At 73.2% G+C, this 23,189-nt stretch carries 20 protein-coding genes; 6 read left to right on the forward strand and 14 right to left on the reverse strand.

Annotated elements, in window-relative coordinates; all coding sequences use genetic code 11:
• The first annotated feature begins 6 nt into the window (after window positions 1-6).
• Together ACIBM5_RS39685 and ACIBM5_RS39690 are read left to right on the forward strand one after the other, a co-directional pair.
• The gene (locus ACIBM5_RS39685; protein WP_396011555.1) at window positions 7-711 is read left to right on the forward strand and encodes an HAD family hydrolase; all 705 of its coding nucleotides are present in this window, start codon (window positions 7-9) and stop codon (window positions 709-711) included.
• Window positions 711-1,151: an NUDIX domain-containing protein gene (locus ACIBM5_RS39690; protein ID WP_396011556.1), complete on the forward strand. Its 441-nt coding sequence runs from the start codon at window positions 711-713 to the stop codon at window positions 1,149-1,151. Before ACIBM5_RS39685 ends, ACIBM5_RS39690 begins: the two co-directional genes overlap by 1 nt.
• A 165-nt stretch (window positions 1,152-1,316) precedes the next feature.
• On the opposite strand, the gene ACIBM5_RS39695 is transcribed toward ACIBM5_RS39690, so the two are convergent.
• The gene (locus tag ACIBM5_RS39695; protein WP_396011557.1) at window positions 1,317-1,895 is read right to left on the reverse strand and encodes a TetR/AcrR family transcriptional regulator; all 579 of its coding nucleotides are present in this window, start codon (window positions 1,893-1,895) and stop codon (window positions 1,317-1,319) included.
• Between the two features lie 155 nt (window positions 1,896-2,050).
• Between ACIBM5_RS39695 and ACIBM5_RS39700 the strand changes: the two genes are divergently transcribed.
• Entirely contained in the window at window positions 2,051-2,947 is an 897-nt protein-coding gene (locus ACIBM5_RS39700; protein WP_396011558.1) for a hypothetical protein, read from the forward strand.
• A 64-nt stretch (window positions 2,948-3,011) separates the two neighbouring features.
• On the opposite strand, the gene ACIBM5_RS39705 is transcribed toward ACIBM5_RS39700, so the two are convergent.
• Window positions 3,012-3,563, reverse strand: coding sequence for an urease subunit beta (locus ACIBM5_RS39705; protein ID WP_396011559.1), 552 nt, complete (start codon window positions 3,561-3,563; stop codon window positions 3,012-3,014).
• 179 nt (window positions 3,564-3,742) lie between these two features.
• Complete coding sequence (locus ACIBM5_RS39710) at window positions 3,743-4,522, reverse strand: sirohydrochlorin chelatase (RefSeq protein WP_396011560.1); 780 nt, start codon at window positions 4,520-4,522, stop codon at window positions 3,743-3,745.
• A 448-nt stretch (window positions 4,523-4,970) separates the two neighbouring features.
• Between ACIBM5_RS39710 and ACIBM5_RS39715 the strand changes: the two genes are divergently transcribed.
• Entirely contained in the window at window positions 4,971-5,402 is a 432-nt protein-coding gene (locus ACIBM5_RS39715; RefSeq protein ID WP_396011561.1) for a type II toxin-antitoxin system PemK/MazF family toxin, read from the forward strand.
• A gap of 54 nt (window positions 5,403-5,456) precedes the next feature.
• Here ACIBM5_RS39715 and ACIBM5_RS39720 read toward each other — a convergent pair whose 3' ends face one another.
• The 8 genes from ACIBM5_RS39720 to ACIBM5_RS39755 form a co-directional block, all read right to left on the reverse strand.
• Window positions 5,457-5,807 carry a cation:proton antiporter gene (locus ACIBM5_RS39720; protein WP_391582253.1) on the reverse strand — a complete coding sequence of 117 codons (351 nt, stop codon included), beginning with the start codon at window positions 5,805-5,807 and terminating at the stop codon, window positions 5,457-5,459.
• 1 nt (window position 5,808) lies between these two features.
• A complete protein-coding gene (locus tag ACIBM5_RS39725; RefSeq protein WP_391582252.1) occupies window positions 5,809-6,072 on the reverse strand; it encodes a monovalent cation/H+ antiporter complex subunit F in 264 nt (87 codons plus the stop codon).
• Window positions 6,069-6,632: a Na+/H+ antiporter subunit E gene (locus ACIBM5_RS39730; protein WP_396011562.1), complete on the reverse strand. Its 564-nt coding sequence runs from the start codon at window positions 6,630-6,632 to the stop codon at window positions 6,069-6,071. The genes ACIBM5_RS39725 and ACIBM5_RS39730 overlap by 4 nt, the downstream gene beginning before the upstream one ends.
• Window positions 6,629-8,200, reverse strand: a complete 1,572-nt coding sequence (locus tag ACIBM5_RS39735) for a Na+/H+ antiporter subunit D (RefSeq protein WP_396011563.1) — start codon at window positions 8,198-8,200, stop codon at window positions 6,629-6,631. Before ACIBM5_RS39735 ends, ACIBM5_RS39730 begins: the two co-directional genes overlap by 4 nt.
• Window positions 8,197-8,985, reverse strand: a complete 789-nt coding sequence (locus ACIBM5_RS39740) for a Na(+)/H(+) antiporter subunit C (protein WP_396011564.1) — start codon at window positions 8,983-8,985, stop codon at window positions 8,197-8,199. Before ACIBM5_RS39740 ends, ACIBM5_RS39735 begins: the two co-directional genes overlap by 4 nt.
• A complete protein-coding gene (locus ACIBM5_RS39745; protein ID WP_396011565.1) occupies window positions 8,982-11,921 on the reverse strand; it encodes a Na+/H+ antiporter subunit A in 2,940 nt (979 codons plus the stop codon). Before ACIBM5_RS39745 ends, ACIBM5_RS39740 begins: the two co-directional genes overlap by 4 nt.
• Window positions 11,922-12,528: 607 nt before the next feature.
• Window positions 12,529-12,885 carry an arsenate reductase family protein gene (locus ACIBM5_RS39750; protein ID WP_396011566.1) on the reverse strand — a complete coding sequence of 119 codons (357 nt, stop codon included), beginning with the start codon at window positions 12,883-12,885 and terminating at the stop codon, window positions 12,529-12,531.
• A 444-nt stretch (window positions 12,886-13,329) separates the two neighbouring features.
• Window positions 13,330-16,617, reverse strand: a complete 3,288-nt coding sequence (locus ACIBM5_RS39755) for a BTAD domain-containing putative transcriptional regulator (protein WP_396011567.1) — start codon at window positions 16,615-16,617, stop codon at window positions 13,330-13,332.
• Between the two features lie 169 nt (window positions 16,618-16,786).
• On the opposite strand from ACIBM5_RS39755, the gene ACIBM5_RS39760 reads away from it, so the two are divergent.
• Complete coding sequence (locus ACIBM5_RS39760) at window positions 16,787-17,866, forward strand: NADP-dependent oxidoreductase (protein ID WP_396011568.1); 1,080 nt, start codon at window positions 16,787-16,789, stop codon at window positions 17,864-17,866.
• 54 nt (window positions 17,867-17,920) lie between these two features.
• Window positions 17,921-18,520 carry an NAD(P)H oxidoreductase gene (locus ACIBM5_RS39765; protein ID WP_396011569.1) on the forward strand — a complete coding sequence of 200 codons (600 nt, stop codon included), beginning with the start codon at window positions 17,921-17,923 and terminating at the stop codon, window positions 18,518-18,520.
• Window positions 18,521-18,819: 299 nt separating this feature from the next.
• On the opposite strand, the gene ACIBM5_RS39770 is transcribed toward ACIBM5_RS39765, so the two are convergent.
• From ACIBM5_RS39770 to ACIBM5_RS39780, 3 genes are all read right to left on the reverse strand, one after another.
• On the reverse strand, window positions 18,820-21,378 hold the full coding sequence (locus ACIBM5_RS39770; protein WP_396011592.1) for an ABC transporter permease: 2,559 nt from the start codon (window positions 21,376-21,378) through the stop codon (window positions 18,820-18,822).
• Entirely contained in the window at window positions 21,378-22,127 is a 750-nt protein-coding gene (locus ACIBM5_RS39775) for an ABC transporter ATP-binding protein (RefSeq protein ID WP_396011570.1), read from the reverse strand. The genes ACIBM5_RS39770 and ACIBM5_RS39775 overlap by 1 nt, the downstream gene beginning before the upstream one ends.
• Before the next feature lie 317 nt (window positions 22,128-22,444).
• Window positions 22,445-23,098, reverse strand: coding sequence for an ArsR/SmtB family transcription factor (locus tag ACIBM5_RS39780; RefSeq protein WP_396011571.1), 654 nt, complete (start codon window positions 23,096-23,098; stop codon window positions 22,445-22,447).
• Between the last annotated feature and the right edge of the window lie 91 nt (window positions 23,099-23,189).

Below are 23,189 nucleotides of genomic sequence, written 5' to 3' on the forward strand. Positions count from 1 at the left end.
CCAACCATGCACACGCCGACGGGCCTCCCGCGTCAGGTCCTGATCTTCGACGCCGACGACACGTTGTGGGAGAACAACATCCTGTTCGAGCGGGTCATCGACGACTGGCTCGACTGGCTCGACCACCCCACGCTGAATCGGACCGAGATCCGCGCGATCCTGAACGACATCGAGGCCGCGAACGCGATCACGCACGGGTACGGCAGCAAGATGTTCCTGCGCAGTCTGGGCGAGGCGCTGGAGCACCTGCACGCGCGGCCGGCCACCGAGGCGGAGCTGCGGCACATCGAGCAGCTGGCGGTCGCGCTGCTGGAGAACCGGGTGGAACTGGTGCCCGGCGTCGTCGAGACGCTCACCACGCTCGGCGCGCGCCACGACCTGATGCTGCTCACCAAGGGCGACACCGAGGAGCAGCAGCGCAAGATCGACGCGTCCGCGCTGGCCCCCCACTTCCGCAGCGTGCACATCGTGCCGGAGAAGGGCGTCGACGCCTATCTCGATCTCACCCGCACCCACGGGCTGGCGCCGGAGACGACCTGGATGATCGGGAACTCCCCCAAGTCGGACATCCTGCCGGCGCGCGGCGCGGGGCTGGGTGCGGTGTTCATCCCGAACGCGCACACGTGGGTCCTGGAGCAGAGCGAGTTGGACCCGCACGACGATCGGGTGCTGACGCTGACCGCGTTCCCCGAACTGCTGAAGCACTTCTGATGGCGACGAACCGGCCGACGGCCCCGTCGGTGTCCTGCGTGTTCGTCTGCCACGACGGGGCCGGACGGGTCTTGTTGGCGCGCCGGGCGGCGGCGGCCCGGGACGAGGCCGGCACCTGGGACACCGGTGCGGGTGCATTGGAGTGGGGCGAGACGTTCGAGCGTGCGGTGGCCCGCGAGGTGCGCGAGGAGTACGCGACCGAGGCGTTGTCGATCGAGACCCTCGGGGTGCGCAACGTGCTGCGCGGGGACCCGGTCCGGTCGCACTGGGTCGCGGTGGTGTTCGCGGTCCGGGTCGATCCGGACCGGGTCGCCATCGGCGAGCCGCACAAGTTCGACGCGTTGGAATGGTTCGCGCCCGACGCGCTGCCGACCCCGCTGCACTCCCAGTGCGCCGCGGGCCTCGCGCTGTTTCGGGAGTGGCTCGTACGGGCTGGGTGACCGGGCCGGGTCGGCGCCGGTCACGCCCTCGCGGTGACCCGGTCCCGGCCCGGTAGGCGGTGCCCGGGCCGTGGGACGTGCCGCCCGGGTCGGCGTGCCCGCAATTCATCGTTTCGACCGGATCGGGCGGCTTCGCGGGCCGAACGGCGCGGGCGGCGTCGCGCGTCACCCCGTCACGGGCCCGGCGAACAACATGCCGGCCAGCGCCCGGAAGGTGTCGGCCGGATCGCCGTCCTCGGGGATCCCTCCGGACAGGCACAGAGTGGCGTAGCCGTGCGCGAGCGACCACGCGGCGAGCACCGCCCGGTCCATGTCGCCTCGGCGCTCGGCCGGCACCCCCGCGACGCCGCCGCGCAGCGACGCACCGGCCCGGGCCCGCAGGCGCAGCAGTTCCGGGTCCGTGCCGTCGACCACATGCGGGCGGTTCATCACCTCGAAGTGCGCGGGATGCGCGAGCGCGAAGCGCACGTACCGCACGCCGAGTTCGCGCAGTGCCTCCGAGCCGCCCGGGGGGACCTCGGCGAGCGCGTCGGCGAGCAACCCGTAGCCCTCGGCGGCGATCGCGGTGAGCAGTCCGGTCCTGTCGCCGAAGTGGTGTGCGGGGGCCGCGTGCGAGACGCCCGCGCGACGGGCCAGGTCGCGCAGGCTGATCGCGCCGATCCCGTCCGAGGCCACCACGTCCAAGGCGGCGGTGAGCACGGCGCGGCGCAGGTCGCCGTGGTGATAGGGGCGTCCGGTGGTCATGGGTCGATGCTACCCGGGATCTAGGCATTGACAAGTTTGCGATGGGCGAGCAATCTTGCCAGTGACAAGTTCGACGCCGGATTCGGCGACACGACCGCGGCCGAGCGGTCCCGGCACGACCGGGCCCAACCGCCCGGGAGGGAAGAGGACACGCCATGAGCGCGACGAACGAGACCCTGAACGCCGGACTGGTGCGCCGGATGTGGCAGACCCTGGAGCCGCTGCACGCGCTGAACTACTACTCGCCGGAGATGTTCGAGGAGGCCGCGGCGCTCGGCTATTCGGTGGACGAGCGATGGCCTGCGTACTTCGCGATGCGCGCCGCGGCGCTCGGTGCGGCCTCCGCCGAGTTGGTCACCTCGACCTTCTACAGCTTCAGCCCGGCGATGGTCGCCCGATACGTCCCGCGGGCCTGGGCGATCGCCGACCCCGCCGCCGTGCTCGCGGCCCGGCTGCGCGCGGCCGACGCCACGCTGCGCTCGGCGCTCGGCGAGCGGGTCCACGCGCCGGAGATCGCCGAGGCCGCGGCGCTGACCCGCCGGGTGGCCGAGGCCGCCGACACCGTCGGTCGCCCGCTGGCGGCCGCGCACGCCGCGCTCCCCTGGGCCGACAAGCCGCACCTGGTGTTGTGGCAGGCGATCACCCGGTTGCGCGAACACCGCGGCGACGGCCACATCGCGGCCCTGCTGACGCACCGCCTGGACGGCGTCGAGGCGCTGGTCTCGCACAGCGCCGCCGGTGCGGCCCCGGCCGAGGTGTTCGCAAGCCGGCAGTGGACCGCCGACGAGTGGGACGCGGCACGCGAGCGCCTGGTCGCCCGCGGCTGGCTGAACGCCGACGGCACCGCCACCGAGGCGGGCCGGACCGGCCGCGACTCCGTCGAGGCACTCACCGACGAACTCGCCGCCGGGCCATGGCAATGCATCGGCGCCGCCGAGGCGGCCCGACTCGCCGACCTGATCCTGCCCGCCGTGATGGACACGATCGGCACCGGCCTCCTGCCGATGCAGTCCACGCTCGGGATCGGCATGACGTACCCGCACCAGGGCTGATCACGGGCCCGCGCGCTCCCCGCGCCCGGCCGAGGCGACCGGGTCGCGGAAGCCGAAATCCCGATCAGCGCGGACCCTTTCGCGCGGCGCCGGGCACGGATCCCGGCTTGGTCGGCGGCCTGGTGCCCGGCTTGCCGCGGATCGGGCGACCGGCGGGCCGGCCCGCCCGTCCGGCCGGGGGTTGTGCGGCGCCGGCGGCGGCCTCCGGTGCAACCGCGTCGGTCCGGCCGGCCCGTGCATGCGCCTCCCGGAGACCGTGTTCGATCGCGCCCAGCGTCGCCGCCAGCCGGGCCGGCTGCGCGCCGGCCGCGCCGCGCGGCAGGTCGGTGCAGCCGACCAGGCGCCCCGAGCCCGCGAACGGGCGCAGTTCCACGTCCCGGCTGCCGCCCGGCTCGAACCGGATCGAGGTACCCGCCGCGATGTTGGGCCGTATCCCGAACGTCGCCGCCCGGTCGAAGACGAGCGTCGGGTCGACCTCGAAGAAGTGGAAGTGCGACCCGACCCGGATCACCCGGTCACCGGTGTTGCGCACCGGGACGGTCAGCGTGCGGCGATCCGCCGCCGACTCGCCCGGGTGGTCGCGGTAGAGGTACCGCTGTGGTTGGGCCGTGACCATGGGCTGGACCCTCCTGAGGCCGTGTCCGGTGGATCTTGGTGGATGAGGTCGCGTCGTCCGGTGCCGTGGCTCGGCGTGCCGGAGAAGCAGTCGCACAGTGGTTCCATTCGGCTGTTTCTCCGGTGCGGCGAGGTGCGGTGGCAGGCGGCGCGACCCCACCGAGATCCGCCGGACACGGCCTAGGCAACGGGAATCACGGACGCGGGCACGAACTCGCGGCCGTGGGTCGGGACGGGCGATCGGCCGCGGTCGAAATGCGGCCCGTCCGGGACGGTGGCCGACGGTGCCTGCGCCCCGACCGCCGCGAGGCCGTCGTCGCCGTGCACCCGCAGCCGCTCGACGGCCGAGCCGACCCGGGCCGCCAGCACCCCGGCCGCCGCCGGCCTCGACAACAGCGGGGCCACGCCGGGCACGGCCGGCAGCACGAAGGACGCGGGCAGCGCGACGGTCCGAGCCGCACCCAGCACGCGGCAACGCTCCAGGGCGCGGCCCAGATCCGGATCGCCGCCGATCAGCGCGACCTCGACGATCCGGTGCGGGCCGTGCTGCCACACCAGGCGGGCGATCCGGTACAGCTCCGCGTCCTCGTGCGCGTCCCCGGCCGGCGCCGCCACCAGCAGCGCGGCCCGCTCCGGCACCCGCGCCGCGGCGGCGGTGAGCCATCCGGTGAGCTCCTCCGTACCGGCGAACGGCCGACTCAGCAGCACCCGGGCCCGGTCCGCCGCCGGCAGCGCGAGCAGCGTGCGCGCGGCGTCCGCGGCCAGCCCCGGGTCCCGGCCCACCGTTATCGGCACCACGCACACCCGATCCGCGCCGGCCCGCAACACCGCGCCCACCGCCCGATGCAGTTGCCGGCCGCACGCCGCCGAAGTCACCTCGGGCCCGAACAACCCCGGCAGCGCCGCGCCGTTCGCGCTCTCGTGCCCGCCGACCACCACCACCGCCACCCGCTCCGACACGACTCAGCCGCCGATCGGGTCGACGCCGGACGCCGACGCCGGACCGGCCGGCAACGACGCGGCGCACTCGTCGATCTCGCAGGGTTCCGCATTCATCGTGCATTCCTTTCTGCGGCGGGTACGACCGAGGGCCCGCCTCGGCCCGAGGCGTGCGGCGGCCCCGGCGGCCGGGCACGGGGCAGGCCGACCGGCGTGCGGGCGCGCCGAGTCACGGGCCGCGGACCCGGCTGCTCCGCGGACCCGGGACGAACGCGCGGGCCCCGGCCGGACCCTCGGTCGACGGTTGTCTCGTCCCGGGTATCCGCCGGACCGACCCGCCAACCTCACGCATCGGAGTGAAATACGACGGTGCCGCAACCGGAAACGTTCACCGGTTCTCGGCGCCCGGTACCGGCCGGCCGGACCCGCGGCCTCCCTGCGCCGGGCACGGATCGGGTAGACAGGCGTCATGAAGTTCCTCGTCCCGGCCCTCGTGGTCGTCCTCGTCGTGGCCGCCCTCGGGTGGTTCCTCAACCGCCGCCGAACCCGCACCGCGCCGCCGCCGGTGCCCTCCGGCCGCTCGGCCCGCCCGGCTCCCGGCCAGATCTGGTGGGCCTCGGTGCCCTTCGACGAGGGCGACGAGGCCAAGGACCGCCCGTGCCTGGTGGTCCGGGTGGGCCCGCGCGGCGCCGAGGTGCTCAAGATCACCAGCCGGGACCAGAGCACCCGGGACCGCTACGTACGACTGCCCACCAAGACCTGGGATCCCGGTGCGGACCGGCGCAGTTGGCTGGAGACCCGACCGCTGCGCACGATCGACCACGACGCCTTCCGCCGCCCCGCCGGCGTGTGCGATCGACGCGTGTGGTCCCGGATCAGCCGCGCCCACCGCGTGCGCTGACCGACTCCGCGACCGCCGCGTCCGCCGACCCGCACCACGCCCGCCGGCCGGCTCTCAGGGCTTCGGATCGGCCCCGTCCGCGAGTTCGTCGACGGCCAGATCCCCGGTCGGCAGGTGCGGCAGCCGATAGACCGCGTGTCCCACCAGGTGGGTTGCCACCGGGACCGTGGTCAGTTGGAAGAACGCCACCATCACCAGCATCCCGATGTCGATCCCGCTGCGCAGCCGCAGGCCCAGGCCGAGCGTGACCAGCAGCAGGCCCAGGACCTGTGGCTTGGCCACGGTGTGCATCCGCGACAGCGTGTCCGGGAAGCGCAACAGCCCCACGCCCGCGACGAACGCGAGCGCACAACCCGTGAGCAGGCACACCGCGGACGCGCCGTCGGCGAACTCGCCGGCCCGCACGTCAGTCGCCCTCGCGCGCCGAGAAGCGCACGATCGACACCGACCCCAGGAAGCCGACCAGGGCCAGCGCCAGCAACACCGGGACGGTCGTGGTGTGCCGGTTCAAGGTGGCCTCCGCCGCGATCGCGGCCAACATCACCGCGAGCAGCATGTCCACCGCGACCGCCCGGTCCAGGGTCGAGGGCCCGCGCACGAGCCGGATCAGGGCGAGCACCGCGGCCGCGCCGAGCAGCACGATCACGGCGCCGCCGACGAGCGGATTCATGGACCACCTCCGGGACTTCCGGTCGAAACGGCACGTTCCTCGCGGGTACCGAACGCGGCCACCACGCGAGCCTCCAGGCGCACCACCGCCCGCCGGGCAGCCTCCACCGAGGCAGGCGTCTCCGCGCCCAGCGCGTGGATGAACAACATGGTGGGCCGGCCCCGACGAATCTCGATCACGATGCTGCCGGGCAGCACGTTCAGCGCGAGCACGGTCAGCGTGAGCAGCAGGTCCGAACGCGTGGCCGACTCGACCCCCACCACCGAACTGCGCGACAACCGCCCCGGCCACAGCGCCTGCCAGGCCACCCGCAGCGAGGACAGCACCAGGTCGAGCGCGAACCGGACCACGAACCGGGCCAGTCCCCACGGCCGGAACGCCAACCGGTCGTGCGCCGGCGGCAGCGGCAGCAGTACCAGCACCGACACCGCGACCACGAACCCGGTGAGCACGTTGGCAACGGTCAGGGTGCCCCACAGCGCGACCCACACCACGATCAGCCACCCCACCAGCAGCGGCGAGACGCGCCGGGTGCGCGCCCGGAGCCGGCGGGCGGTCACCGACCCGCTCCCCGGGCGAACCCGCCGAGCAGCGGCACGGCCTCGATATAGGCGACCCGACCCACCAGTTCGACACCGATCCGATCGGTCAGCGCGACGAGCGGGCCGGCCAGCACGGTGAACGCCAACCCCACCGCGACCAGGGCGCAGGTCGCCAGCGTCATCGCGCGCGGCAGCACACTGGCGGTGGCCGCGACGTCGCGCCCGCTCAGAGTCGCGCCGAAGGAGTACGCGGTCGCCCCCGAGGTGTCCGCCGAGCCGCCGAACACCTGCCCCCACACCCGGGCCATCGCGTACAGCGTCAACAGGCTGGTGCCCACCGCCGCACCGATCAGCACGTAGGCCGCCGCCGAGCCGGTCTGCGCGCCCGCCTGCAGCAGCAGCCACTTGCCCAGGAATCCGGACAGCGGCGGAATCCCGCCCAGGTTCATCGCGGGCACGAAGAACAACACCGCCAGCGCCGGCGACATCCGCGCCAGCCCGCCCAGCCGGCCCAGGTCGGTGCTTCCGCCGCGCCGCTCGATCAGCCCGGCGACCAGGAACAACGAGGTCTGCACGGTGATGTGGTGCACCGCGTAGAACACCGCACCGGCCAGGCCCGCCGCGCTCGCGAGCGCGATCCCGAAGACCATGTAGCCGATGTGGCTCACCAGCGTGAACGACAACAGCCGGTTCAGGTCGCTCTGCACGATCGCGCCCAGGATGCCGACGATCATCGTCGCCGCGGCCACCACGAGCAGCAGATCGCCCAGCCGCCCGTCCGGGAACAGCAGCGTCTGCACCCGGATGATCGCGTACACACCGACCTTGGTGAGCAGTCCGGCGAACACCGCGGTCACCGGTGCGGGCGCGGTCGGGTACGAGTCGGGCAACCACGCGGACAGCGGGAACACCGCCGCCTTGACCCCGAATCCGATCAGCAACATCGATTCCAGGACCAGTTGCACACCGGGATCCACCTCCGGCAGCCGCACCGCGAGTTGGGCCAGATTGACCGTGCCGGTCGCCGCGTACACCATCGCGATCGCGGACAGGAACACCACCGAGGAGAGCAGGCCGACCACCACGTAGCCGGCGCCCGCCCGCACCCGGGCGGCGGTGCCGCCGACGGTCAGCAGCACGTAACTGGCCGCGAGCAGCACCTCGAAGCCGACGTACAGGTTGAACAGGTCGCCCGCCAGGAAGGCGTTCGCCACTCCCGCGGCCAGGATCAGATAGGTGGGGTGGAACACCGACAGCGGCGTGGCCTCGTCCTCGTCCGCCCGGCCCTGGCCGATCGAATAGACCAGCACGCCCAGGGTGACCGCACAGGAGACCACCAGCATCAGCGCCGACAACCGGTCCGCCACCAGCACGATCCCGGTCGGCGCCGGCCACCCCGCCAACCGGGCCACCACCGGGCCGTCCCGATCGGCCGCCACCAGGAGCGCGATCGCCACACCGAGCACGGCGGTCAGCACCCCGACGCTGATCAGCCGCTGACCGCGCGGCAATCGACCGCCGATGGCCAGCTTGAGCCCGGCGCCGAACAGCGGCAGCAGGACCGGGAGCGGCACCAGGTGGTTCATCGAATAGGCCCGTTCCTACCTCGCTCGGGACCGACGGGGTCGCCGACGCCCCGCGGAAACTCGGTGTCGGACACGGCATCCACCACGCTGTCCGCCCGGGCGACGGCCGCCCGCTCGGCCCGCGCCTGCCGGTTCAACTCGCGCCGCGCCCGCCGGAAACGGGCTCGCAGCTCGGCCTGTTGGATGCGGTGCTCGGACTTGATCCCGCGCAGCCGCAGCCGCAGTTCCTCGCGTCGCTCGCGCGCGATCCGCTGCGCCTCCGGTTGACCGCCGTGCCCGCTCGGATCCACGCCCAGCCGCCGGCACTCGGCGGCGTAGTTCGCCCGGGCCTCGGTCCCCAGCCGCCGCACGACCGCCCGACGCTCGGCGGTCTGCCTGCGCAACTCGCGGCGCAGTCGCCGGTGTTCGGCGCGCAGACCGCCGCGCTCGGCGCGACGCACCACGCGCAGGTCCTCGGTGTCGTCCTGGACCTCGTCGGATCCGGTCAGTTCCCAGTGCCGATGCACCATCGACAATACGAACGCGGTCACCGCGAGCGTGATCACGATCGCGGTCAACACCATCGCCTGCGGCAGCGGGTCGTTCATCGCGGCCGGCAGCGTCACCCCGAGCACCGGGGCGCCGCCCGCACGACCACCCCCGGCGAGCACGATCAGGTTGGCGCCGTTGCCGATCAGCACCACCCCGAGGAGCACCCGGGTCAGGCTGCGTTCGAGCACCAGGTATACCCCGACGCCCACAAGCACGGCGGCGGTCAGTACCAGGATCATCGTTGGGCTCTTCATACGATCACCGTCCGTTCGGCGTCCCGGTCCCGGGTCTGTTCGATGCGTCGGTCCAACTCCGCGCCCAGCGCGCCGAGCACGTCCTGCACGAGGCCGATCACGAGCAGGTAGACGCCGATGTCGAAGAACACCGACGTCGCGATGTGCACGTCGCCGAAGGGCGGCAGCGTGCCGTCGATCACCGTGCTGCGCAGCGCCGACCCGCCCGCGATCAGACCGACCAGGCCGGTGCCCGCGCTGATCACCAGCCCGGTGCCGAGCAACCGCCCGGCGGGCAGCGGTGCGGCTTCGGCCAGTTCGTACCGCCCGCCCGCGAGATAGCGCACCAGCAGCGCGAGCCCGGCGGTGATGCCGCCCGCGAAGCCGCCGCCCGGGGTGGAGTGGCCGCTGAAGAGGAAGTACAGCGACAACACCAGCACGGTCGGGAACGCGACGCGCGCGACCACCTCGAAGAGCACCGTGCGCCGTTCGGGGGCGAGCGTGTCGGCGGCGGTCAGCCAGGGGCCGTGCGCCGGGGCCGAGGTGGACTCGCCGGGGATATGGGCGCTGCTTCCGGCGGGGCCCGGCACCCGGCGGGTGTCGGCGGCGCCGTCGATGTCTCTCTCGCTGCCGTCGGCCGGTGCCGCCGGCTCCGGGGCGCGGTCGCCCAGTCGGGGCAGTCCTCGGTCGCGGCGGACGAAGATCAGGCTGGTCACGCCGATCGCGGCGACGGCCAGGACGGCGATCTCCCCCATCGTGTCCCACGCGCGGATGTCCACCAGCAGCACGCTCACGATCTCCTTGCCGCCCGCTTCCTTCGCCGCGGCGGCGAAGGCCTGGGACACCGGCGGCCGGGTCCGCGCGGCGAACGCGGAGACGGCGACGCCTGCGAGTACCACCCCGGTGAGTACGCCCAGGGCGATGTGCACGACTCGGCGGCCGGGCCGGGTGGTGTTCGCGAACCGGCGCGGGAGTCGGCGCAGCACCAGCAGGAACACCACCACGCTGACCGTCTCGACCAGGCCCTGGGTGAGCGCGAGATCGGGAGCGCCCTGGAGCACGAACAGCGTTGCGCAGCCGTAGCCGGTGACCCCGACCAGGAGCACCGCGGGCAACCTGTCCCGGGTGCCGGCGGCGATCGACGCGGTGCCGATCACGAGCACGCCGACCACGACCTGGGCGGCCGAGTCCGACCAGCGCGGCGAGTGCGGGAACGGCAGCGGGAGGTTGCCCAGGGCGGTCGCGGCGGTGATCGCGATCAGGCTGAGCAGGATCACCCCGACGTAGACCGGCATCGAGCCGCGCTGGGTGGTGCCGGTCAGTTGCAGCGCTCCCCGGTCCACGCCGCGCACGAGTGCGTCGTACAGGCGCGAGGGTTCGATCCGGGCGGTGGCCGATTGCAGGCGCAGCACCGGTTCGCGGGCCAGGAACAACACGATGCCCACGCAGATCGCGGCGCCGGACAGGTTCAGCGCGATGCCCGGGCCGTGCCACAGCGCCAGGTGATAGGCGGACCCGGTGGGCGGGAACAGGTCGGCGTACGAGGAGATCCAGTGGTCCAGCGACCCCGCGGCGAGGCCGAGTGCGAGGCAGCCCGCGCCGAGCAGGACGGCGGGGCCGAGCAGCAGTCCGCTCGGCGGCTCGCACCGGGTGGTGGGGACGTCGGGTTTGCGGGCGAAGGCGCCCCAGACGAAGCGCAGGCTGTACGCGGCGGTCAGCGCCGACCCGGCGACCAGCATGCCGAGGACCACGGTGTCGACGCGGCCCCGGTGCAGGAACGCCTCGTAGACCGCCTCCTTGGCGACGAATCCGGCCGTCGGCGGCAGTCCGGCCATGGACAGCGCGGCCACCACCGCGACCACGCACGTGACCGGCATGGTCCGGGCCAGGCCGGAGAGCCGGCGCAGGTCCCGGGTGCCGGCCGCGTGGTCGATGATGCCGACCACCAGGAACAGGGTGGCCTTGAACAGGGCGTGGGCGACCAGCATCGCGATGCCGGCGAGCGCCGCGTCCCGGTTGCCCGCGCCGGTGACCACGATCAGCAGGCCGAGTTGGCTGACCGTGCCGTAGGCGAGCACCCGTTTGAGGTCGTCCTCGCGCAGCGCTCGCCAACCGGCCAGAAGCAGTGTGGCGCAGCCGGCGATCAGCACGATCGGTCGCCATGGGGTGAGTTCGGCGAAGCCGGGGGCCAGTCGGGCGACCAGGTACACGCCGGCCTTGACCATCGCGGCGGCGTGCAGGTAGGCGCTGACCGGTGTGGGCGCCGCCATCGCGGCGGGCAGCCAGGAGCCGAACGGCACGATCGCCGACTTGGACAGCGCGCCGACCAGGATCAGCACGGTCGCGGTGGTCACGACGGTAGCGCCGGGCGGGTCGGCGAGGATCTCGGAGAGCCGGTAGGTGCCCGCCGTCTCGCCGAGCAGGATCAGTCCGACCAGCATCGCCAGGCCGCCGAAGGTGGTCATGGTCAGCGCCTGCATCGCGGCCCGGCGTGGGCCGCGGTGTTCGCTGCGATGGGCGATCAGCAGGTAGGAGAAGACCGTGGTCAGTTCCCAGAACACGTACAGCAGGATCAGGTCGTCGGTGGTGACCAGGCCGATCATTGCCCCGGCGAACGCGACCAGGACGCCGGCGAACGCCCCGAGACCGGGCTCGTCGGCGGCGAAGTAGCGCGCGCAGTAGACCAGGACCAGGACCCCCACGCCCGCCGCGAGGAACACCATCAGCAGCGCGAGCGCGTCGCAGCGAAACGCCAGCGAGACACCGTACCGGGGAATCCACTCGCGCGATTCGACCACGGACCGTCCGTCGAACACGGCCCCGGCCTGGACCAACGCCCACCCCGTGGTCGCCACCGGAAGCGCGGCAAGCACGAGGAAGGCGTCCCGCCCGAGCCGCCGAACCAACCACGGGGCGACCGCCGCGACCACGAAGTACGAGGCCACCGAGAAGATCATGAGGTCAAGATATGGGGCAATTCGCCCAAATCACCTCTAATCGGACACATGTCTCCGGTTTTTCCACCCACCCCAGCAAGTTCCACCCGGCGAAACGCACCATCGGAAGACGACGACGGGGGCACGGGATGTCGGGGCTTCGGGGGCTGAGGGTCCGGCTGCGGTTGGGAGACGGGGGCGAGCGCCGGCCCCCGACCGGGGGCTCCGGCTCGGGCTTTCCCTCGATCCCGGCTCAGGTCGGGCGGGAACTCGTTCCCCGATATCCGAGTCGGGTCGGGCACCGGGTGCGAGCCGGGTCGGGCTTCGGGTGCGAGCCGGATCGGGCTCGGGGTCCGAGCGGGCCCGGGTCCGGCCCCGGGCCGGGCGGGTCGGGCCCGGCCACCAACCCCCGGGACGGGCTTCGACTCGGGCTCGGCCTTCGGGGTCGGGGCGGGCACCAAGTTGGGCTTCGGGCACGGGTCCGGGCCGGACTCGGGTCCGGCTCAGCCACCGGATCCGGGACGGGCACGGCCTCCGGCGCGAGACAGGGCGAACTCCGACTCGGGTCGGGCTCCGACCCCGGCTCGGCCACCTGCCACGGCTTGGGCGCCGGCTCCGGTCCGGGTGCTCAGTCGAGGACGGAGCGGACCGCCTCCGGGGTGCGGGCGACTACGGCGCTGCCGTCGTCGGCGGTGATGATCGGCCGTTGGATCAGGATCGGATGCTCCGCCAACGCAGCGATCCAGCGACCCCGTTCGGCCGCCTCCCGAGGCCACGTCTTCAGACCCAAGTCGCCGGCGATCGACTCACCGGTACGTGCGATGTCCCACGGCTCCAGACCCAGCCGGGCCAGTACGGCTTCGAGCTCGGCCACGGTCGGCGGCTCCTCCAGATAGCGCCGCACGGTGTACTCGGCACCTTCCGCATCCAACAAAGACAACGCCGACCGACACTTCGAACACGCGGGATTGATCCAAATCTCCATGACCCCCGACCGTACCCCTCACCCCGCTCCAGCCCCCGGCACACCCAACCCAACACCCCCACCCCGGCCCAACCACCCGACCGCCGGCCAACCAAGCCACCATCCCGACCACACGCGAGGCCAACTCCCCGCAGCCCAGCCGACCACCCGGAAAGCCACCCACCCGAGCCGGCCGCTGCTCGAGACCAACGAGACGAACTCCCGGGATCGGTCGAACCATCAGCCCGGCCGGCGTTGGAGGTCCACCCAACCGATCAGAGTCCCAACGTCATCCGAAACCACCAGCTCGGCCGGCGCCTGGGGCCAACCCAACCAAGCCCACACCCGACACCCGCCGAAGCCACCAGCCCGGCCGGCGCTCGAGGCCGTCGAGGAAGACACCGGGCCCCATCGGCGACGGGGCGCCGACCGTCCCCGCTGCCGCCTGCCGCCTGCCGCCAGGTATCACGCGTCGCCGAATGCGTCCGAGTCGCCCGAGGGGCCGGCCCCGATGCCGAAGGCGGCCGCGTACGCCGAAGCGCCGAGCGCCCCGCGGGCCGCCGCCTCGATCCGCGTCACGTCGCCGCGTTCGGCGACCGGCAACGGCGCGCCGATCGAGGCCCGGAGTGCGTCCGCGCGGCCCAGCAGGGTCGCCGCCTCGGCCGGCCGGCCCGAGATCGCCTCGACCCCGGCCAGGCCCTCCAGCGCCAGTGCGACGGCCCGCGGATCACCGGATGCCCGCGCCGCCGCCAAGCCCTCCGCGTGCAATTCCCGCGCGCCGACCGCATCCCCCCGCAGTTCGGCCACGAAGCCCAACTCGGCCAGCAGCAGCGTCACTCCGTAGAACGGCACGCCGTAGTCCTCGTGCAGCCGACGATTCCACTCCAGCGCATTGCGCAAATGCCGCTCGGCCGCCGCGAGGTCTCCCGCCCGCCGCGCGCCCAGCCCGAGCCCCACCTCGGCGAACTCCTCGGCGAACCGGTCCGACTGCTCGACCGCGAGCCGCCGCGCACGCTCGTGGAACTCCTCGGCCCGTCCGAATTCGCCTCGCAACAGCGCGATTCGGCCGAGCCCGGACCACCGGTACGACACATCCGTCCACAGGCCCAACTCCTCGGCCCCGCGCAGCCCTTCGCAATGCAGCGCGGCGGCGCGGTCGTACTCGCCGGACACCTCCGCCACATACGAGAGTTGGTCCGACGCCTGCACGAGCCCCCACCGATCGCCCAGCGCCGCGAACCGTGCCGCCGCATCCACCGCCGCCTCACCGGCCGCCGCCAGGTCACCGCGGAACATCGCCGCCTTCGCCCGACCGGTCAGCGCCGCCGCGACGCCCCACGTGTCGTTCTCCGCCCGGAAGCCGGCGAGGGCCCGTTCGATCAGCTCGCCGCCCGCGACCGCGTCGCCCACGTGCAGGTGTGCCAGGCCCAGGAACCATTCGGCCCGGGCCCTCCCCGGCACGGTCCCCTCGTACGCCCGCAACGCGTCCCGGCTCTGCCGCACCGGATCGCTGCCGTCCCCGATCAACATCGCGAACCCGGCCCGCCAGGCTCCCGCCGCCGCCCGAGCCGAGTCCACCGCATCCGCATCCGCGGGACCCGCCCGACCCTCCACCGCCACCGCCAATGCCGCGTCCAACGCCCGCCACGCCTCGCGATAGCGCCCCCGCAAGAACCGATACCACGCCGCCCCACCCGCCAGCCGCACCGCGAGCCCCGCGTCCGCACGCCGCACCGCGCCGTCCAGTGCGCTGCGCAGGTTCCCGTTCTCCGCGTCCAGCCGGATCAACCACTCACGCTGATCGGGGCCGTACAGACGCGATCCGGCGTACTCGACGAACTCGGCTACGAAGCCGTCGTGTCGACCCTGCACCACATCGAACTCACCCGCCGCGTGCAGGTGTTCCACGCAGTACGCGGCCACCGACTCCAACAGCCGATACCTCGGCCCGTACGGCCCCTCGACCACCACCACCAGCGAACGATCGACCAACCGCCCGAGCAGATCGAGCACGTCGGCCCGGGCCACCTCGGTCCCCGAGCAGACCGCCTCCGCCGCCTCAGGGCCACATCCGTCCGCGTGGATCGCCAACCGGCGCAGCACGATCCGCTCCGCCGTGCCGAGCAGTTCCCAACTCCAGTCGATCATCGCGCGCAGCGTCTGCTGCCGGGCCGGCACCCCGCGCCGACCCACACCGAGCACCCGGAACCGGTCGTCCAGGCGCGCCGCGAGGCCGTGCACCCCGAGCCCGCGCACCCTGGTGGCGGCCAGTTCCAGAGCCAGCGGAATCCCGTCCAGGCGACGGCAGATCGCCGCGATCGCGTCCGCCGTATGGGCGTCCAGTACGAACCCGGGTGCCGCGGCGGCCGCCCGGGCCACGAACAGCCCTACCGCCGTGGACTCGGCCAGTGCCGCCGGCTCCGCCCCGACGGCCGGCACCACCAACGGCCGCACCACGCACAACATTTCGCCGCCCACCGTGAGCGGCTCCCGACTCGTGGCCAGGATCCGCAACTCCGGCGCGGCCCGCAGCAGCAGGTCGGCCAGTTCCGCGACCGGTTCGATCACGTGCTCGCAGTTGTCCAGGAGCAGCAGCAGCCCACGTCCGCGCAGTGCGTCCGCCAGCCGGGTCCGCGACTCGGCTGCGCGATGCCCCGCACCGGCCGTCACCTCGTCCCGGATGCCCAGCGCCGAGGCGATCGTGTCCGCCAGGTCGTCACCGCTCGGGTCGCGCCGACCGGCCAGTTCGACCAACCACACCCCGTCCGGGAAGGCTGCGTCGTCGACCGCCCGGGCCGCACTCTCCAGCGCGAGCCGCGTCTTGCCCACGCCGCCGGGGCCGGTCAGCGTCACCAGCCGGGCGCCCCGGAGCAGCCCGTCGACCTCGGCCACGGCATCCTCGCGGCCGACCAGTTCGGTCAGCGCCGCGGGCAGATTGGTCCGCGCCCGCGCAGCAACCCCCGCCGCCACCCCGGTCGCCGCTTCGGCCGGCGCCGCAGGCGCGGCCAGGCTCGGATCCTGCGCCAGGATCGCCCGATGCAGCGCGGCCAACTCCGGCCCCGGATCCAGGCCCATTTCCTCCGCCAACCGTTCGCGCAGTTCGGCGTACCCGGCCAACGCCTCCTCCTGCCGTCCGGAGCGGTACAGCGCGCGCAAGTGCGCCGCACGCAGCCGCTCCCGGACCGGATGCAGCGCGACCTGTTCCGCCAACTCGTCGGCGAGCAGCGTGTGTTGGCCCAGTTCCAGGCGCGCCTCGGCGTAGTCCTCGATGGCGGTCAGCCGTTGCTCGTCCAGCCGGGTGATCGCCGTGCGGGCGAACTCCTCGTCCCGAAAGTCGGCGAACGCCGGTCCACGCCACAACGCGAGCGCATCCGCGAGCAACCCCGCCCGGGTATGCACGTCGGCAGCGGCCCGCGCCCGCGCAGTCAACTCGGCGAACCGGTCCGCATCCACGGCGTCCGGATCCACGCGCAGCTCGTAGCCGGGCGGGCGGTAGGCGACCAGTTCGCGACCTTTGGGCTCGGCCGCCTCCAGCGCCCGGCGCAACTGGGAGACCTTGGTCTGCAGCGTGTTCGTCGGATTGCCGGGCGGGTCCGCGCCCCACAGGTCCTCCACCAACAGGTCCGCGGAGACCGGGTGGCCACGGTGCACGAGCAGGTCCGCGAGCAGCGCACGCACCTTCGACTCCGGGACCCGAACCGGCCGTCCGTCCGCGGTCCACACCGCCAGCGGACCCATCACCCCGAAGCGCATGGCGCCACGTTAGCGCAGGTCAACCGGGCTCTGACGGTCACCCGCCGGCGTCCGTGCGCGGACCCGCAGGATTCCGTGCGCGGCCGGCGCCACTCTCGTGTCATCGAGTTCGGGACGCCCGAGCGAGACACACCGAACGACACGAACCACCGAACCGGGAGCCCACACCATGTCCACCAACAACAGCACCAGCACCAGCACCAACGCCACCACCGCTACCGCTACCGCCGCCGACGCCCTCGTCACCACCGGCCGCGAGATCCGCCTGGCCGCCCGCCCCGTGGGCGCTCCCACGGCCGCCGACTTCGAGCTGGTCACCGCCGCGATCCCGGCCCTGACCGAGGGCCGGATCCTGGTCCGCAACACGTGGATGTCGGTCGACCCGTACATGCGCGGCCGGATGGACGATGTCGAGTCGTACATCCCCCCGTTCGAACTCGGCGCGGTCCTGGACGGCAGCGCGGTCGGCGAGGTGATCGCCTCCCGCTCCGACGCGATCCCGGTCGGCGCGACCGTGTCGCACTTCGCCGGCTGGCGCGAGTACGCGGTCGTGGATGCGGCGACCGCCGTCGTGCTGGACACCTCCGCGGTACCCGCCCAGGCGTACCTCGGTGTCCTGGGCACCACCGGTCTGACCGCCTACGCGGCGCTGACCGAGGTGGCCCCGGTCCGCCAGGGCGACACCGTGTTCGTCTCCGGTGCGGCGGGCGCGGTCGGCAGTGTGGCCGGCCAGATCGCCCGCAAGCTGGGCGCCGCCCGGGTGATCGGCTCGGCGGGCGGCCCGGCCAAGGCCGCCCGGCTGCGCGACGAGTTCGGCTACGACGTAGCGCTGGACTACCGGGCCGGCGCGATCGGCAACCAGCTCGCCCAGGCCGCTCCCGAGGGCATCGACGTCTACCTCGACCACGTCGGCGGCGACCACCTCGAAGCGGCCATCGCGAACGCCAGGGTCGGCGCCCGGTTCGCGCTGATCGGCGCGATCAGCGGCTACAACGCGACCGAGCCGGTGCCCGGCCCGAGCAACATCTTCCAGGCCTACGTCCGGCGGTTGAACCTGCGCGGCCTGTTGGTCACCGACCACTTCGCACTGTTCCCGGAGTTCACCGAGCGCGCGATCGGCTGGCTCGGCGACGGTTCGCTGCGCACGGAGGAGACCGTGTTCGAGGGCATCGAGCAGGCTCCCGCCGCCCTCCTCGGCGTGCTCGACGGCGTCAACACCGGCAAGATGCTCGTCCGCCTGGCCGACTGACCCGCCCCGCCCGCTCCCGCCGTCACCGACACCACCACCGGGGAAGGCTACGCCATGACCACCGAAGCGCCGCACGCCCTCGTCGTCCTCGCCCACCCGCGGCCCGACTCGCTGACCGCACGGGTCGCCGCCCGAGCCCGGGCCCGGCTGCGGGCCGACGGCCACACCGTGGACGTACTCGACCTGCACGCCGACGGGTTCGACCCGCGGATGACCATCGAGGACGAACCCGACTGGGCCGACCGGGACAAGGTCTACAGCGCGGAGGTACGCGCACACATGGCCCGGATCGAGGCGGCCGACACGATCGTCGTGGTCTTCCCCGTGTGGTGGTTCGGCCTGCCCGCCCTGCTCCAGGGCTGGATCGACCGGGTCTGGAACTACGGCTTCGCCTACGGCCGCAGCCGCCCGCGCCTGGCCGGCAAGCGCATGTTGTGGCTCGGCCTGTCCGGCTACTCGCACGAACACTTCACCAAGGGCGGCTGGGACGACCTACTCGACCGGCGCCTCCGCATCGGCATCTCCAACTTCGTCGGCATCCAAGACGCCCACGTCCACCTCTTCCACGACACGATCGCCACCGGCGCCCACGACACCGCCCTCCTCACCTCCACCGAAGAGGTGCTGACCACGTTCACCCGCCCCGCCCCCTGACCCCCAAACCCCAAGGCGCCGGCCGGTTCCCCCGGCCGGCGCACAAGGCAAACAACAACTCCGCCGACACACATCGGCCCCGCCGGCGCATGAGGCCAATCAGCCCCGCCGGCGCTTGAGGCGAAACAGCCCCGCCGGCGCTTGAGGCGACCTCGGCCGAAGGCCAGGTCCAATCAGCCCGGCCGGCGCTTGAGGCCAATCAGCCCCGCCGGCGCATGAGGCGAAACAGCCCCGCCGGCGCTTGAGGCGACCTCGGCCGAAGGCCAGGTCCAATCAGCCCGGCCGGCGCATGAGGCCAATCAGTCCCGCAACCCCATAGCGTCAGCGGGATTCCCCCGCAACGCCACGCGACCAGGGACGACCGTCGCCACGAACGCCAACCCCGTCGCCGCCACCAGCACCGCCGCATACGTCAACGGCGGCGCATACGGAGAAGCACTCCCGGTCATCCCGACGCTGTACGCGGTCAACGTCGCATACGCGACCACCGACCCCAGCACGGCTGCCAACACCACCACGGCCCCGGTCTCCCAGCGAAGCATCCGCATCACCTGCCGACGCGTGGTACCCACCAGTTGCAGGAGCGCGAACTCCCGCCGCCGCGCCGACGTCGCCATCACCAGCGTGTTCACCACCGCGATGCCGGTGAACGCGATGATCAGCCCCATCGCGACGTAGTTGACCTGGGCCTGGGTGCCGGCCTGGTCCCGACGCGCCTGCTCGACCTCGCCCCGATCCAGCACCCGGATCCCGGGGAATTCGCCCAGCGCCCGCTGCAACGCCTCCCGCGACAGCGCCGACCCGGCCGTGGCCGCGTACGTACCGGAAATCAGCACCGCCTCCGCCGCCGGCCGATCCACGTGCGCCGCCACCAGCGCATGAGGCAGCGTCAGGTCGCCGAAGCCCAGGCCGCGTTCGTACACCGCGATCACCTTCAGGGTGACCTGGACCCCGTCACCCATGGTGATCCGCAGATCGTCGCCGACCCCGACCCCCTTGGTCCTGGCCGCCGATTCGCTCACCGCGACCGTGCCGTCGGCGAGCGCCGCGAACGCGCCGGACCGGGTCTTCGGGTCGAGCGTGCGCTGCACGCCCTGCGGAGTGACGCCCTGGGCCGGGAACTTGTCCTGGCCGGCCCGTACCAGCGTGTGCAGGACCTCGGTCGCCACCTCGACTCCCGGCACCGCCCGCACTGCCTCCGCCGCCCTGCCCGGCACCCCGGGGCCCGCGACCAGCGTGTACGAGGCCAACGTGCCCGCCTTGGCCTGCTCCCCCGCGGCGTGACTCGCGGTGGTCTGGGTGAACAGAATGGTCGACGCCATCGCCACCGCCAGGCTCAGCGGAGTCACCACCGCGGCCACCCGTTCGGCGGCCGCCCGTGCGTTGCGCGCCGCGAGGAACCCGCTGATCGGCGACAGGCGCCCGACCACCAGGCCCAACACGGCAATACCCGCGCGCGCGAGCAGCGGACCGAGCAGCGCGATCGCGACGGCGGCGACGATCACCGTCAGGAAGGTGACCGGTGTGGACTTGGGTTCGGTGTCCAGGGTCCGCAGCACCAGCAGGAGCACGCCGTAGCCCAGCGCCGCGACCACGCCGCCGATCGTGCGCACGACGCCGAGCCGCGGTCGTTCGATCGCGGCGTCCGCGAGCGCCTCGGTCGGCCGGATCCGCGCGGCTCGGCGCACCGACACGCGCGCCGCGGTCCAAGCCGCGAGCAGGGTCAGCAGTACCGCGCCGATCGGCGGGATCGCACTCAGTTTCAGCGCCAGAGTGTCCGGAATCGCGCCGAACGCGACGAACCGCCCGTGCAGCCAACGGGCCAGCCCCAGCCCGGCGAACGCGCCGAGTGCGCCGGCGATCAGACCCACCACCAGTGCCTCGCGGCCCACCATCCGGCGGATCTGCCGAGGCGTCGCGCCGATCGCCCGCAACAGCGCGATCTCGCGTCGGCGCTGCTGCACGGACAGCGCGAAGGTGCCCACCACGACCAGGATCGCCACCAGCAACGAGGTGCCGCCGAGCGCGCCGCCCAGGCTGACCAGGGTCACCCGGGCCTTGGCCGCGGCGGGGAACTCGGCCGGCCCGCGATCGGTACCGGTACGCACCTGCGCGCCGGTGCCCGCCAGGGCCTCCCGAGCCGCCGCGCGCACCGTACTCGGGTTCGCGCCGGGTGCGGTGAACAGGCCCACCGAGGCGACCTGTCCGGGGTGTCCGGCCAGCCGCCGGGCGTCCGCGTCGGCGAAGAACACACTGGCCTGCCGGGCCAGGGCGTCCCGGCCGGGCGGCGCCGCGATGCCCACCACGCGGTAGGCGCCCGGGGCCTGGCCGGCCTGCACGGTGACCGTGCCGCCGACCGGGACCGCGGCCCGGCGGGCCAGATCCGCGTCCAGCACGACCTCGCCGGGTGCCGTCGGTGCCCGGCCCGCACGCAGCGTGAACGGGGTCAGTCGGGCCGACTCCCAGGCGTGCCCCCACGCGTTGTCGTCGGTGTCCAGGGCCCGGCCGGAGGCGGTGAGCACGTGGGCCGGGAAGGTCAGTTCCGGGACCACGGCCTCGATGCCCGGTACCGCGCGCAGTGTGTCCACGGCGGTCGTGTCCAGCCATGCCCGCTCGGTCAGCGGCTTCGACTTGGTCTTGGTCTTGCCCTTCTTGTGCTTGGTCCAGTGCAGGTTCTGGTCGGCGGTGACCACGGTGTCGGTACCGGCGTAGCGCTCGATCCGGATGTCGCCGCGCAGGCCGGTCTCCAGCAGCGCGCCGCACGCGGTGACCAGGGCGGCCGCGCACACCAGCGCGACGAACGCGCCGGCAAAGCCGCCCTTGCGGGCGCGCAGGGTACGCAGGGCGAGGAAGAGCATCAGGCCCACGCGCCCAGGTGCGTCATCCGGTCCGCGATCCGGTCCGCGCCGGCCCCGGCCAGGGTGTCGGTGATCCGTCCGTCGGCGAGGAAGAGCACCTCGTCCGCGTAGGACGCGGCGACCGGGTCGTGGGTGACCATCACCACGGTCTGGCCCATCGCGTCCACGGTGTCGCGCAGCAGCGCCAGCACCTCCTTGGCGGTGACCGTGTCCAGCGCGCCGGTGGGTTCGTCGGCGAAGACCACCTCGGGCCGGGTGACCAGCGCGCGGGCGATCGCGACCCGCTGCTGCTGGCCGCCGGACAACTCGGCCGGCCGGTGTTCGGTACGCCCGGTCAGGCCCACCCGCCGGACGATCTCCGCCAACCAGGCCCGGTCCGCCTTCCGGCCGGCCAGGCGCAGCGGCAGCGTGATGTTCTCCAGCACGGTCAGCGAGGGCATCAGGTTGAACGCCTGGAAGACGAAGCCGATCCGCTCGCGCCGCAGTTCGGTCAGGCCGGTCTCGGACAGCCCGGACAGGTCGGTGTCGCCGAGCCGCACGCTGCCGCTGGTCGGCCGGTCCAGGCCGGCGGCGCACTGGAGGAACGTGCTCTTCCCGGAGCCCGAGGGCCCCATGACCGCGGTGAAGCTGCCACGCCGGATGCCGACGGTGACGTCGTGCAGTGCGGTGACCGCGGCGGTGCCCTTGCCGTGGATGCGTCCGACGCCGGTCAGCGACACGGCGTCGGGTATCTGGTCGTGCGTACTCATGGTGCGGTGCCGCCCTTGTCTCTTCGGATGGGGATCGATGCCGAGCCGGACGGATTCCGGAGTCGCCGACACGTGCGCCGGCGCGCGGCGCATCGACGGCTCGGTGCTCGGGTTCGGGGTTCGGGGTTCGGGGTTCGGGGTTCGGTGCTATGCCGAGGTCTCGGACGGCCGGGTCTCGACGACTCGGATCTCGAAAATTGGGTCATTCGGGTCTCGAAGAGCGGGCCAGGACGAGGGCCGGGTCCCGCATGCAGGTGCGCACCGCCGCCGGCGCCCGCACGCGTCGGGTGCCGGAAATCGAATGCCGGCCCAACCGCTCAGAGCCGGCCGGTTCCGGGGTCGGCGCTCTCCGGTGCCCCGTCGGCCCGCCCACCGTCGTGCCCATCGCCGTCCCCGCCATCGTCGCCTCCACCGTTCGTGGCCGGGAACGTGAGGAAGCGGGTCCGTACCGCGCGGGCCCCGGCCGGCAGCGGTCCGGCCCGCTTGTACCGGTTGAGAAGCGCGATGTACTCCTCGAAGAACTCGCCCAGTTCGGCCGGGGTGACGTGGATGGTCCCGCGCGAGTACGGCATGTCCATCCCCCCTTCGACCTCGGTCGTGGTCTGCGCCCTGCGGTATTCCTCCAGGTCGGCCGCGAATGCCAGGCGGTTCAGCTCGTCGACGACCGGCCGAATCTCCTCGCTCTGCTCGCTGCGCGGCGGGAACCGCAGGTCCCGCTGCACGGCGCGCCACCACCGCTCGCGCCCGTGCGCGTGCGGATCCACGAAGTCCTCGACGAACCCGTGTCGGGCCAGCTCCCGGAGGTGGTAGCTGGTCGCGCCGGTGTTCAGTGCCAGCGCCCGGGCCAGCGACGCGGACGTCGCGGGCCCACTCGCCTCCAGTTCCCGCAGGATCCGTTGGCGTCGGGGGTGCGCCAAAGCCTTCAGCGCTTCGAGTTCGCTGACATCTCGGCGTTCCGGTGACACGGCCACGTATGCACAATAATCTGTGCACAGGAAATTGTGCAATGGTTTCGGCGGCGATCGCAGCCACCGCCCGAAGACGCGGCGGGTCCGAAACGCC

Origin of the sequence: Embleya sp. NPDC050493 (assembly GCF_044458105.1) — a bacterium.
In the GTDB taxonomy this organism is placed as follows: Bacteria; Actinomycetota; Actinomycetes; order Streptomycetales; family Streptomycetaceae; genus Embleya.